The sequence below is a fragment of the Cellulomonas sp. C5510 genome, from assembly GCF_019797765.1.
Taxonomy (GTDB): domain Bacteria; phylum Actinomycetota; class Actinomycetes; order Actinomycetales; family Cellulomonadaceae; genus Cellulomonas.
On the sequence record NZ_CP081862.1, the window covers coordinates 3,930,934 to 3,943,493 of the forward strand.

The 12,560-nt window shown below is 76.1% G+C and carries 11 protein-coding genes and 1 riboswitch; of the genes, 6 read left to right on the forward strand and 5 right to left on the reverse strand.

Going from position 1 to position 12,560, the window contains the following annotated elements; all coding sequences use genetic code 11:
• The first annotated feature begins 51 nt into the window (after positions 1–51).
• On the forward strand, positions 52–822 hold the full coding sequence (locus K5O09_RS17940) for a copper homeostasis protein CutC (RefSeq protein ID WP_222170801.1): 771 nt from the start codon (positions 52–54) through the stop codon (positions 820–822).
• 94 nt (positions 823–916) lie between these two features.
• On the opposite strand, the gene K5O09_RS17945 is transcribed toward K5O09_RS17940, so the two are convergent.
• Positions 917–1,693: an ABC transporter permease gene (locus tag K5O09_RS17945; RefSeq protein ID WP_222170802.1), complete on the reverse strand. Its 777-nt coding sequence runs from the start codon at positions 1,691–1,693 to the stop codon at positions 917–919.
• A complete protein-coding gene (locus K5O09_RS17950) occupies positions 1,690–2,610 on the reverse strand; it encodes an ABC transporter ATP-binding protein (protein WP_222170803.1) in 921 nt (306 codons plus the stop codon). Before K5O09_RS17950 ends, K5O09_RS17945 begins: the two co-directional genes overlap by 4 nt.
• A gap of 148 nt (positions 2,611–2,758) precedes the next feature.
• On the opposite strand from K5O09_RS17950, the gene K5O09_RS17955 reads away from it, so the two are divergent.
• Positions 2,759–3,583 (forward strand): CPBP family intramembrane glutamic endopeptidase, encoded by an 825-nt coding sequence (locus tag K5O09_RS17955; RefSeq protein WP_222170804.1) that lies wholly within the window; start codon positions 2,759–2,761, stop codon positions 3,581–3,583.
• Between the two features lie 19 nt (positions 3,584–3,602).
• Here K5O09_RS17955 and K5O09_RS17960 read toward each other — a convergent pair whose 3' ends face one another.
• Complete coding sequence (locus K5O09_RS17960; protein WP_255595857.1) at positions 3,603–4,220, reverse strand: HdeD family acid-resistance protein; 618 nt, start codon at positions 4,218–4,220, stop codon at positions 3,603–3,605.
• A gap of 188 nt (positions 4,221–4,408) precedes the next feature.
• Here K5O09_RS17960 and K5O09_RS17965 point away from each other — a divergent pair, with 188 nt between their 5' ends.
• A complete protein-coding gene (locus K5O09_RS17965; protein WP_222170805.1) occupies positions 4,409–6,937 on the forward strand; it encodes a lysylphosphatidylglycerol synthase transmembrane domain-containing protein in 2,529 nt (842 codons plus the stop codon).
• Positions 6,938–6,943: 6 nt separating this feature from the next.
• On the opposite strand, the gene K5O09_RS17970 is transcribed toward K5O09_RS17965, so the two are convergent.
• Together K5O09_RS17970 and K5O09_RS17975 are read right to left on the reverse strand one after the other, a co-directional pair.
• Positions 6,944–7,117: a hypothetical protein gene (locus K5O09_RS17970; RefSeq protein WP_222170806.1), complete on the reverse strand. Its 174-nt coding sequence runs from the start codon at positions 7,115–7,117 to the stop codon at positions 6,944–6,946.
• 14 nt (positions 7,118–7,131) lie between these two features.
• A riboswitch (cyclic di-GMP riboswitch) is annotated at positions 7,132–7,207 on the reverse strand.
• A gap of 129 nt (positions 7,208–7,336) precedes the next feature.
• Complete coding sequence (locus tag K5O09_RS17975; RefSeq protein ID WP_255595858.1) at positions 7,337–9,334, reverse strand: penicillin-binding transpeptidase domain-containing protein; 1,998 nt, start codon at positions 9,332–9,334, stop codon at positions 7,337–7,339.
• 297 nt (positions 9,335–9,631) lie between these two features.
• Here K5O09_RS17975 and K5O09_RS17980 point away from each other — a divergent pair, with 297 nt between their 5' ends.
• The 3 genes from K5O09_RS17980 to K5O09_RS17990 all read left to right on the forward strand — a co-directional run bounded on the left by K5O09_RS17980 (position 9,632) and on the right by K5O09_RS17990 (position 12,545).
• Entirely contained in the window at positions 9,632–11,029 is a 1,398-nt protein-coding gene (locus K5O09_RS17980; RefSeq protein WP_222170807.1) for a hemolysin family protein, read from the forward strand.
• 120 nt (positions 11,030–11,149) lie between these two features.
• Complete coding sequence (locus tag K5O09_RS17985; protein ID WP_222170808.1) at positions 11,150–11,557, forward strand: ATP-binding protein; 408 nt, start codon at positions 11,150–11,152, stop codon at positions 11,555–11,557.
• A gap of 64 nt (positions 11,558–11,621) precedes the next feature.
• Entirely contained in the window at positions 11,622–12,545 is a 924-nt protein-coding gene (locus K5O09_RS17990; protein WP_222170809.1) for an NADP-dependent oxidoreductase, read from the forward strand.
• Positions 12,546–12,560 lie beyond the last annotated feature (15 nt).

The following is a 12,560-nucleotide window of genomic DNA, read 5'->3' on the forward strand; positions in this document are numbered from 1 at the left end:
CCGGGTCCGGTCGGGCCCGGACCGGGGCGTGGGGCCGCTACCGTTCGCGGCATGGCCCCGGACCCCGCGCCCACCGCCCGCCGCACCGCGCTCGAGATCGCCGTGCAGGACCTCGCCGGCTACCGCGTCGCCGCCGGGGCGGGTGCCGCGCGCGCCGAGCTCTGCGTCGCGCTCGCCGCGACCGGCGGGCTGACGCCCAGCGCGGGCCTGCTCGCCGCGGTCGTCGCCGAGCGGGACGCCCGCGCCGCCCGGGGCGCGCACGCGACCGGCGTCCACGTGCTGGTCCGGCCCCGGCCCGGGTCCTTCGTCTACGACGCGGCCGAGGTCGACGTGCAGGTGCGGGACGTCCGGGCCGCGGTGGCCGCGGGGGCGGACGGCGTCGTCGTCGGCGTCCTCACGCACGACGACCGGGTGGACGCCGGGGCGCTGGCCGCGCTCGTGGAGGCGGCCGCCGGCCGCGAGGTGACGTTCCACCGGGCGGTCGACGCCGTCGCGGACCCGGTGCCGGTGCTCGACGCGCTCGCGGCGGCCGGCGTGACGCGCGTGCTGACGTCCGGCGGCGCGGCCCGCAGCATCGACGGCGTCCGGCGGCTCGCCGCGATGGTCGACCACGCCCGGGGCGCCGTGCAGGTCATGGCCGGCGGCGGGGTGCGGCCGGCCGACATCGGGGCGCTCGTCGCCGCCGGGGTCGACGCCGTGCACCTGTCCGCGAGCCGCCCCGTCGCGGGGGACGGCGGGCCGGGCGGCGGCGGCGCGGCGGGCCACACGGTCACGGACCCGGACGTGGTCGCGGAGGCCGTCGCGGCGCTCGCCCGCGCCTGAGGGCGCACCTCGTTCTGACCCCCCGGGAACGCGAACCGATCGCAGTCCACGCGGGACGTGCAGACAGGACCCTCGCGCGGGGTCGCGGCGTCGGTCAGCGGAACCGGCGGCCCTCGTCGCGGCGGTAGGCGCCCACCGCGAGCACCCCGAACACCGCGGTCCACGCCAGGAGCACCGGCAGCGCCGCGGGCGAGCCCTCCGCGCCGGTGGTCACCTGCACCACCAGGTCGCGCGCGGCCCTCGAGGGCAGGCCCTGCGAGATCAGGTCGAGCCACCGCGGGAAGATCTCCGGCGGCATGAAGAGGCCGCCGGCGAACGCGAGCGGGAACAGCACCGCCTGCACGACGGCGATCGCCGCCTTCGACGACAGCGCGTACCCGATCGCCAGCCCGAGCAGCGTGAACGGCACCGCGACGACGGGCACCATGGCGAGCCCGCCGAGCGCGCGCCCGGGCGAGGTCGACGCCGACGTCAGCAGCACCGCGATGAGCACCACCGGCACCTGCGCCAGCAGGCAGAACAGGACGGCGTTCGCGATCCGGCCCGCGAGCCGCGGCCCGGCACCGGCCGGCAGCGTCCGCACGTACGGGTCGAACGCGAGCTGCCGGTCCTCGGCCACGCCGGCGCCGAGCGTGAACAGGCACGCGGACATCACCGCGAACGTCCCGAGCTGGGCCACCGCGCCGACCGACGCGAGCGGGTCGTCCGCGACAGCCCGCTGCGGCACCACGAAGAACAGCAGAGCCAGCCCCGGGAACAGCAGGTTGCCGATCAGGGCGATCGGGACGCGCACTGTCTCCAGCACCTGGAACCGGGTGTGCAGCCAGGCGAGCCGGAGCCACGGGCGGGTCGTGGCGGCGGGCGGGGTCATCGCGCCTCCTCCGGGGTCGTCCGTGGGCGGTCCGGCCCGTCGGCGGTGAGCGCGAGGAACGCCTCCTCGAGGGACGCACCGCGCACCTCCAGGTCGCGGAACGGCACGTCGGCGCGCACGAGGTCTCGCACGACGGCGTCCGCGTCGGACGCGAGCAGCACGGTCCGCCGGCCCTCGTGACGGACGTCCAGCACGCCCGGCAGCGCGGCGACCCGCGCCTCGTCGGCGGGCGGCAGCTCGATGAGCACCCGGCGCGCCGCCGCCATCGCCAGCACCGCCGGCAGCGTGTCGTCCACCAGCACCCGCCCGGACCCGATGACGACCACCCGCCGCGCGAGCGCCTCGATCTCCTCCAGGTAGTGGCTGGTCACGACCACCGTGGCGCCGCCCGCCTGGTAGTCGCGCAGCGCCTGCCACAGCACGTGCCGCGCCTCGACGTCCAGGCCGGTCGTCGGCTCGTCCAGCAGCACCACCCGCGGGCGCCCCACGAGGGAGAGCGCGACCGCGAGCCTCCGCCGCTGCCCGCCCGACAGGCCACCGGTCTGCCGGCGCGCGAGGCCCGTCAGGTCGAACCTCTCCAGCACCTCGTCCCGCGGCATCGGGTCCGGGTAGTGCCCGGCCACCAGGTCCACGACCTCACCCACGCGCAGCGTCGACGGCAGGCCCGTCTCCTGCGGCGTGGTCCCGAGGCCGGTGCGCGACGCGGGGTCCCGCGGGTCGCCGCCGAACAGCCGCACCGTGCCGGAGTCCGGTCGGCGCAGCCCGCCCAGCAGCGACAGGAGAGTCGACTTGCCGGCACCGTTCGGGCCGAGCAGCCCGACGAGCTCCCCCTCGCCGACGGTCAGGGACACGTCGTCCAGCGCGGTCACCGTGCCGTAGCGGCGGGTGACGTGGTCGACCTCGATCACGGCTGTCACGACCGCGAACCTACGGACCTCGACGGCGGCGGCACAACCCGCTCGGCCCGGGCTGGCCCGCCACTCCGCGAGGCCCGGACCGGAACCGGACCGACCTCGCCCAGCGTCCCCCCGGCGGACGTCCAGCCGCGCCCCCTACCCTGCCCGGGTGACCTCCGACCAGTCGCCCCGGCTGCCCGCACCGGCCGTGCCCGGCACGCCCCCGGTGTCCGACCGCGCGTGGCGCCGCCGCCTCACGGCCGAGGTCTGGATCGTCCTGGGCCTGTCGCTCGGCAAGTCCGGGGTGTACGCCCTGGTGAACATCGTGGCGCGGCTCACGGCCGACACGCCGCTGGCGCAGCAGCAGGCGACGCTGAACGCGAGCCGGTCGGAGCGGCCGTACCTCGACCTCGTCTACCAGCTGCTGTCCATCGGGTTCGCCCTGGTCCCCGTCGCGCTCGCGCTGTACCTGCTGTCGGCGAACGGCCGCAGCGCGGTGCGGCGGATCGGCCTGGACCGCGCGCGGCCCGGCCGGGACGTCGCGGTCGGCGTGGGCCTCGCGGCGCTGATCGGGCTGCCCGGCCTGGGGCTGTACGTGGCGGGGCGGGCGATCGGGATCACGGTCGAGGTGCAGGCGGCGGCCCTGAACGCCGCCTGGTGGACGGTCCCGGTGCTGATCCTGGCGGCCCTGCAGAACGCGCTGCTGGAGGAGGTCGTCGTGGTCGGCTACCTCATGGAGCGCCTGCGCGAGCTGCGCTGGCGCACGCCGGCGATCCTGGTGGCGAGCGCCCTGCTGCGCGGCTCGTACCACCTGTACCAGGGCATCGGGCCGTTCGTCGGCAACGTCGTCATGGGCCTGGTGTTCGCGGAGTACTACCGGCGGCGACAACGGACGTTCCCGCTCGTCGTGGCGCACACGGTGCTCGACGTGGTGGCGTTCGTCGGGTACGCCCTGATCCCCGCGGAGTGGCGCGAGGCGCTCGGGATCCGCTGACCGGGCTGGCCCGGCGCGCTCAGGCCGGCGTCGACGGCCCGGACGCGGCGGACCCGCCCCGGCCCGCGGCGGCGAGCTGCCGCCCGAACGACCGCGTCGCCAGTCCCGCGACCACCATGACGACGCCGGCGACGAACGCGAACAGCCCGTAGACGGTGACGATCACGTCGGCGGTCCCCTGCGGGCGGATCGCCAGCAGCAGGCCGAACAGGAACGCGATCAGACCGAACACGAGCGTCCCGGCCCACGCCAGGTCGCGCGCCCGGAACTGGGAGACGGCCACGACCACCGCGGTCACGCCCAGCACGAGCAGCCAGAGCGCGAGCAGGTAGAACAGCACGAGGGCGGTCGCACCGGGCCACAGCATGATGAGCGCGCCGAAGCCGATCCCGACGACCCCTTCGGCGACGAGCCAGCCGAACCCGGGCCGGCCCCGCGCGAGCAGCGCCTGGAGCAGCACCACGGCCCCGTCCACGACCGCGAACACGCCGAAGACCCAGATCAGCGCGACCAGCGTGCCCAGCGGTTCGACGAGCAGCAGCAGCCCGAGCACCACGAGCAGCACACCGCGCAGCACGGGCAACCACCACACGGACCGCAGCACCGCCGCGAGCCTGCCCTCCAGGTCGTCCGCCACGTGCGCCTCCCGAGCTCGGGTCCCCGGCGCGCCGGCGGTCGCCAGGCGCCTGCCGGTCACGCTAGACCCCGGGAGTCATCCCCGCGACGGAGACGCGGTCCCGCGGCACTCATCCTCGAGGACGGAATCGCACCGCGAGCCCCCGGAGTGCCCGGTGCGGCGGGTGGCCGCTGCCTACACTCCAGAGCATGTCCGACGCCTCGACCAGCGCGCCGGCGGCGCCCGGTCGGCCCGACGGACCCGCCGCCGGGCCTGCGCCCGCAGCCACGCCGGGCCGCGGGCTCGAGCGACCCCTCGTGGTCGACAGCCCCGAGGTGCGCGTCCACCACCCGGGCGACCTGCTCGGCGTCGTGGCCAGCGTGCTGGGCGCGGTCGCTGTCATGGTGCTCGCGACCTACGCCCACAACACCACGTCCGGCGTCGCCGAGGACGTGCAGGGCTTCTCCGCGCTGCTGCGGCAGATCCTCATCGTGCCGGTCGCGCTGCTGGAGACCGTGGTGACGTTCGTCGTCCCGGTCGCGGTGCTCGCCGAGCTCGCGGCGCGCCGGCTCGGCCGGCAGATGATCGAGGCGTCCGTCGCGGCGATCCTCGCGGTGCTGGTGACGTCCGCGAGCGCGTGGCTGATCGAGAACCTCGGCTCGGACCAGCTCGTGAACGGGCTGTCGGTGCGGCTGCGGGGCGAGCTGACCCTGACCGTCCCGGGCTACATCGCGCTGATCGCGGGCCTGCTGACGGCCACGGGCCCCCGCACCCGGCGCCGCACGGTCGCGTGGTCGTGGAACCTCGTGTGGGTCGCCGTCGGGATCATGGTCGTCACGGCGGGGGTGTCGCTGCCGGGCGTCGCGGTCGCCCTGCTCATCGGCCGGGCCAGCGGGCTCGCGGTGCGGTACGTGTCCGGCGCCCGGTCCGAGCGCGCGTACGGCGCGAGCCTGGTCGCGGGCGTCCGGCGGGCGGGCTGGCAGCCGCGGCAGCTCGTCCGGGTGACCGCCGAGGACGACGCGACCGCAGGCGACGGGCTCCGGCCCGGGACCCCGGCGGCGCGCGCGCTCGTCCGGTCCGCCGACCACCGCGTGTACGAGATGACGACCACCGACGGACGGCTGCTCGACGTCGTGGTGCTCGACGGCGACCGGCAGGTCGTGGGCTTCCTCAGCCGGCTGTGGCGCTCGCTGCGGCTGCGCGGCATCGACGGGCGTTCCGTGGTCTCGCTGCGGCAGGCCGCGGAGCGCGCGGCGCTGCTGTCCTACAGCGCGACGGCCGCCGGGGTGCGGGCACCGCAGCTCCGGGGGGTCGCCGAGGCCGAGTCGTCGATGATCCTGGTGCAGGACCGCGTGTCCGAGGCGACGCCGCTCGCGGACCTCGACCCCGAGCGCATCACGGACGAGGTCCTGGAGGAGATCTGGGCGCAGCTCGGCACCGCCCACGAGGCGGGTCTCGCGCACCGCGCCCTGACGAGCGACGTGGTGCTCGTCGACGACCGCGGTGACGGGCCCCGCGTGTGGCTGGTCGGCTGGGAGCTGGGCGACGTCGCGTCGTCCGAGCTCGCGCAGCGCATGGACCGCACGCAGATGGTCGCCCTCCTGGCGCTGCGGGTCGGTCCGGCGCGTGCGCTGGGGTCGGCGGTGGCGGTGCTGCCCGAGGCCGACATCGCCGCGATCGGTCCGCTGCTGCAGACCGTCGCCCTTCCGCGCCGGACCCGTGAGGAGCTGCGCGCCCACAAGGAGGTGCTGGCCGAGCTGCGGTCGGCACTGGTCGCGTGGCTCCCCGAGGCCGACGTCGAGCCCGTGCAGCTCATCCGGTTCGGCGCGCGCACCGTCCTCACGATCCTGCTGACCACCGCCGCGGTCATCATCGTCCTGACGTCGATCAACCTGCAGACGATCCTCGACGCGCTGCGGACGACCGACTGGCGGCTCAGCGTGCTGGCGTTCGCGCTCGGCATGACGACGCTGTTCGGGGCCGCGCTGAGCCTCGTGGCGTTCTCCCCCGTCAAGCTGTCGCTCTGGCGCGCGTCCGTCGCGCAGTCGGCGGCGACGTTCGTCGCGCTGGCGGCGCCCGCGGGCATCGGGCCGGCGGCGCTGAACCTGCGGCTGCTGACCCGGCGGGGGACGTCGGCGTCGCTCGCGACCGCGACGGTCGCGCTGGTGCAGGTCGCGCAGTTCCTCGTGACGATGCTGCTGCTGCTCGGCCTGTCGGTCGCGTCGGGCACCAACCAGCTCGAGCGGTTCACCGTGTCGCCGACCGTCATCATCGCGATCGGCGTGCTGGCAGCCCTGGTGGCCAGCACCCTGCTCGTGCCGAGGGTCCGCCAGTGGGTCGCGGCCAAGACGCTGCCGACGCTCCGGCAGACGTGGCCGCGGCTGATCGAGGTGCTCGGGCAGCCGTCCCGCCTCGCCCTCGGGCTGGCCGGCAACGTCCTGACGACGTTCGGCTACGTCCTGGCGTTCGAGGTCTGCCTGCGCGCGTTCGGCCAGGAGCTCTCGCTGGTCCAGGCCGCCATCGTGTTCCTCGCCGGCAACACCGCCGGGTCGGTCGCCCCCACGCCGGGGGGCATCGGCACGACCGAGATCGCGCTCGCCGCCTCGCTGACGGTCGTCGGGGTCAACCCGGGTGTGGCGACGTCCGTGGCCGTGCTGTTCCGGGTGCTGACGTACTGGCTGCGCATCCCCGTCGGCTGGGCGTCGATGCGCTACCTGCAGCGGGTCGGCGAGCTGTAGTCCCGCTCAGGAGGCGGAGGTGCACTCCCGCTGGGCGGGGACCCGGTCCCCGGCGGCGGCGAGCGTCGCGGCGAGACGGGTCCAGGCGGAGAGGCGGGACGCGGTGCGCGTCCCGTCCGCGAGGAGGTCGGCACCGCTGCGGTCGCGCTCGGCCGGCTCGTAGAAGCCGCGCTGGTCCATGGTGAAGTCCTTCGTTCGGCAGCCCGGCTGACCTGCGGGGGTCCCGTGGCTTTGCGTCCCCTCCTCGCGGAGGGTTTGCCCTTGTCGCTGACGTCGTCGACTGTAGGACGCCCGCCCGCACGGGGGAAGGCCCCTCGGGTGAACTCCCGGGTGAGGTCCCACATTTCACCCACTCGGGTCAAAACGGGCAATTCCCCCTCGGGCAGGAGGACGGGGCCGTCAGCTCTGCGGCACGGCGCGGAGGAAGTCCTCCAGCAGGGGACCGGAGGTGGTGGAGCCGTAGTCCCCCGTCTCCACGAACACCGCCACCGCGAGGTCGCCGTAGCCCGCGATCATCCAGGCGTGGTTCTGCAGCGCGTCGTCGGCGCCGTACTGCGCGGTGCCCGACTTCGCGATCACCTCGGCCCCGGGCACGTCCTGCAGGAAGTCCCCACCGCCCTCCGTGACGACCGCGCGCATCATGGCGCGCAGCGCGTCCGCCTCGCCGGACGTCAGCGGCTGGTCCGGCTCCGCGGCCGGCGCCGGCGTGCCGTCCTCCCGCACCAGCCGCGGCGTGACCCGGTGCCCCGCGACCACCGACGCGGCGACCGTCGCCATCCCCAGCGGGGTGGCCTGCACCCGCGCCTGCCCGATCATCGACGCGGCGTGGTCGGTGACGCCGGCGTCGTCCGCGGGGACGGAGCCGAGCGCGGCCGCGAAGCCCAGCTCGGCCCCGTCGACCAGGCCCAGGGTCGACGCGGCGTCCGCGAGCGCCTGCTGGGGGGCGGCGCCGGCGGCCGTCAGGAACGCCGTGTTGCACGACTCGGCGACGGCGGTGCGCAGCGGGATGTCACCGAGGGCGTCCGCCGGGTAGCCCGGGTAGTTCTGGAACTCGCGGCCGCCCACGGACGCGGTCGCCGGGCACGTCACCGTGCTGTCGGGCGTGAGCCCCGCCCGGAGCAGCGCCAGCGAGCTGACCACCTTGAACGTGGACCCCGGCGCGTAGAGGCCGAGCGTCGCGGTCGAGGTCCCGTCGCCGCCCGGCCCGCTCGCGGCCGCGAGCAGCTCGCCGGTCGAGGGCCGGATCGCGACCACCGCGGACGCGCTGTCGGTGACGCGGGCGACCACGTCCTCCGCCGCCTGCTGCACGGCCGGGTCCAGCGTCAGGCGCAGGGGCTCCCCCGGCTGCGGTTCCACGTGGAACAGCTGCCGCTCCTGCGCGCCGCCCGACGTCGCGACCACCGTGAGACCGGGCAGGCCCCGCAGCTGCGCGTCGAACTGCTTCTGCACCCCGCTGAGCCCGGCGAGGTCGCCGGGCCGCACCGCGCCGTCGGACTCCTCGACGACCTCGGCGGTCGCGTCGCCGACGGTGCCGAGCACCGGCCGGGCGAACGCGCGGGTCGGGGCGAGCGGCAGGGTCGTGCTGATCGCGTTGACGCCGGGCAGCCCGGAGAGCGCCGCGACGTCGTACGCCGGGTCGTCCGCCCGGACCACGATGGCCTCGACGTAGGCCTTCTCCCCGGCGGCGGCCACCTGCGCGGCGTACGCCTCCGCATCCATGCCCAGCGCCGCCGCCAGCCCGCGCGCCGCGCCGTCGGCCTCCTGCGCGGTCACCCGCGTCTTGTCGATGCCGATCCGGTACACCGGGCGGGCCTCCACGAGCACCGCGTCGCCGACACCCAGCACGTCGGCCCGCTCCGCCTGCTCCCGGTGCACCGCCAGCACCTCGGCCGTGGTGAGGTCCGGCGCGAGCGTCATCGTGCTCCACCGGGCGCGCCACTCGTCGTCGACGCGGACCAGGGACGCGTGCGTCGAGTACGTCCAGTCGTCGTCGCTGCTGTCGACGTCCCAGGCGAACGCGAGCTCGACCGTCGCCGCGTCCTCGTCGTCGGCCGCCGGCCGGACGTCGCCCGCGGTGACGGCCGGCACCCACGGGTCGAGCCCCTCGTACGCGGTCGCGCGCTGCTCGCCGGCCTCCGCGGCGGTCGCGCCGTCCAGCGGCACGTCCGCGAAGTCACCGGAGGCGATCGCGGCGGCGAGGGCGTCGGCGGTGTCCTGGCCGTCGTCCGACCCGCCGGAGCACGCCCCGAGCGTCACCACCAGGCCCGCCACGGCCACGACGGCGCCGGTGCGCGACCGGCGGCGCGCGCCGGACGTGCGCCGCCCCGGCACCTCACCGCGCCCCGGCACCTCACCGCGCCCCGTCCGGACGTCCGCCCGTCCCGTCGCCCCTGCCACCGCTCCCCTGCGCCGCACCGGTCCCACGCTCGTCCCTCCGTCGCCGCCCCGCCGTGGGGCACCGCCAGCCTAGGCAGCCTGACCAGCGCCGACAGGCGGTTCCGGACCCGCGTTCGCGGGGGTGCTGTGCCGATCCTGTGCACGACGCCGCGCAGCGCCGTCCCCGGTTGACGGCGGGACCCGCGCTGTCTGGAATGGGTGCATGTCACCTCCCGACCAGCCCTGCAGTCCCGTGCGGCGAGCCCGCACCCCGCGCACCACCGGCCCGCGCACGACCGGTGAGGGGGCTCGCCGCTGATGGACTCCGCGACCTGGGGCAGCATCGGCCTCGTCCTGCTCTTCATCCTGCTCGGCGGCGTCTTCGCCGGCACGGAGATCGCACTGGTCTCCCTGCGCGAGAGCCAGATCAACCGCCTCGAGCGCCAGAGCGCGCGCGGGGCGCGCGTGGCGTCCGTGGCCCGCGACCCGAACCGGTTCCTCGCCGCCGTGCAGATCGGCGTCACCGTCGCCGGGTTCTTCTCGGCCGCGTACGGGGCGTCGACCATCGCCCCGTCCTTCGCCCCGGCACTCGAGGCGCTCGGGCTCTCCGACGCCCTCGCGGGCTCGATCGCGCTCGTCGTGCTGACGCTCGTCATCGCGTACCTGTCGCTGGTGCTCGGCGAGCTGGTGCCCAAGCGCATCGCCCTGCAGCGCTCGGCGAAGGTCGCCCTGCTGGTCGCCCCGCCGCTCGACCGGTTCGCCACGCTCATGCGCCCGGCGATCTGGCTGCTGTCGGCGTCGACGAACCTGCTCGTCCGGCTGTTCGGCGGCGACCCGCACGCCGCCGGCGAGGAGATGTCGGAGGCCGAGCTCCGGGACCTGGTCATCGCGCACCAGGGGCTCCCGGAGGACGAGCGGCGCATCCTCGGCGACGTCTTCGAGGCCACCGACCGGTCCGTCGCCGAGGTGATGCGCCCCCGCGGCGAGGTGCGCTTCCTCGAGGCCGACCTGCTGCTGACCGAGGCGCTCGACCGCGTCCGCGACCAGCCGTGGTCCCGCTACCCGGTCACGGGCGAGGACTTCGACGACGTCCTGGGGTTCCTCCACATCCGCGAGCTGCTCGACACCCCGGCGCGGCCGGACGTGCGGGTGCGCGACGTGATGCGGGAGATCGTCGTGCTGCCGGGGACCAACAAGCTGCTGCCGTCCCTGTCCCGGATGCGGCGTGAGGGCGTGCACATCGCCGTGGTCGTCGACGAGTACGGCGGGACCGACGGCATCGTCACGCTGGAGGACCTCGTCGAGGAGCTCGTCGGGGACATCCGCGACGAGTACGACATGCCCGGGTCCTCCGGCCCCGAGGCCCGCGAGGGCGGGTCCCCCGGCTCGTACGACGCCGGCATCACCATCGAGGAGTTCACCGAGCTGACCGGTGTCGTCCTGGCCGACGGCCCGTACGAGACGGTCGCGGGCTTCGTCGTCGCGCGCCTCGGGCGGCTCGGCGCCGTGGGTGACTCCGTCGAGGTGGACGGCCACCGCCTCGAGGTCACGGCGGTCGACGGCCGGCGCATCGCCCGGATCCGGGTGGTGCCTCCCCCGGAGGAGCCCGCGGCCGGAGCCGCGGCGTCCGTCGGGGGCGCCCCCGACGAGGAGCCCGGCGGCGGCGAGGGCCACGACGCCGACCACCGGCCGTCCCGAGGCGACGCGGCCGGGTGACCCCCCCGCCCGGGCTCGCGTGCACCCCGGATGCGGGCCCGGGCGACGTGGCGCACCCTGGAGCCCACGCGACGCCCGGAGGACCGGGCGGACGGGGCACGGGAGCGGGAGGAGGGCACGGTGACCGACGCGCACCGCCTGCTGCTGGACCCCGCCCCCCGCTCCGTCGCGACCGGTCGGCACTGGGCGGTCCGGGAGGCCGCCCTCGCCCACGCGACACCGGAGGCCGCCCGCACGGTCGAGCTGCTCACCAGCGAGATCCTCACCAACGCGGTGGTGCACTCGCGCCCGCTCCGCCGGATCGCGGTCACCGCCGAGTGCCGCGACGGCTGCGTCCGGGTCGCGGTGACCGACCCCGACCCGACGCTGCCGCTGGTGCGCCCACGGCGGGCCGACCGCCCCGGAGGGAACGGGATGCGGATCGTCGCGCAGCTCGCGAGCAGGTGGGGCATCGACCTCCACCCGGGCGCCGGCAAGACGGTGTGGTTCGAGACCCCGATCGTCCCGATGGGGCTCCGGCCGGCCTGACCTCGGCCGCGATGACGGCCCCGCGGATGGAATGCCCCCGGCCGGACCGTCGTTCGCACCGGGTATGAAGGCTGTCGCGTACGAGACGTTCGGTGGTGCCGAGGTGCTGCGGGTGGTGGACCGCCCGGAGCCGCACGTCGGCCCCGACTCGGTCCTGGTCAAGGTCGTCGCCGTGGGGCTGAACCCCGTCGACTACAAGATCCGCGAGGGGTACCTGCAGGGGCTGATCGACACGCACCTGCCCGCCGTCCCCGCGTGGGACGTGGCGGGCGTGGTCGTGAAGCCCGGGCTGGACACCCCGGAGCTGGTCGCGGGCGACGAGGTGCTGGCCTACGCGCGCAAGGACGTCGTGTCCGACGGCACGCTCGCCGAGTACGTCTCCGTCCCGGTGCGCACGGCGGCGAAGAAGCCGGCCGGGCTCTCGTTCGAGCAGGCCGCGGCGCTGCCCCTGGCCGGCCTCACCGCGCTGCAGACGGTGCGCCGCTCGGGGCTCGGGGCCGGATCGACCGTCCTGGTGCACGCCGCGGCCGGTGGCGTCGGGTCGATCGCGACGCAGCTCGCGGTGCACGCCGGCGCCCGCGTGGTCGGCACCGCCTCGCCCGGCAACCACGACTACCTGCGCGGCCTCGGGGCCGAGCCGGTCGCGTACGGCGACGGCCTGGTCGCCGCCGCCCTCGAGCTCGCTCCCGCGGGCTTCGACGTGGTCCTCGACTACGTGGGCGGCGCGGCCATCGACACGGCGCCGGAGCTGCTCGCCCCGGGCGGCACGGTCGTGTCCGTCACCGACGCGCGGGCGCGCGACGAGCTCGGCGGCCAGTACGTGTGGGTGCGGCCGGACACGACCGACCTCGCCGACCTCGCGGACCTGGCGGCCCGCGGCGTGGTGACGGTCGAGATCTCGCAGACGTTCGACCTGGAGCACGCCGCCGACGCGTACCGCGCGCTCGAGACCGGGCACACCCGCGGCAAGATCGTCGTCACGGTCTGACGGCACCCGGCCCGG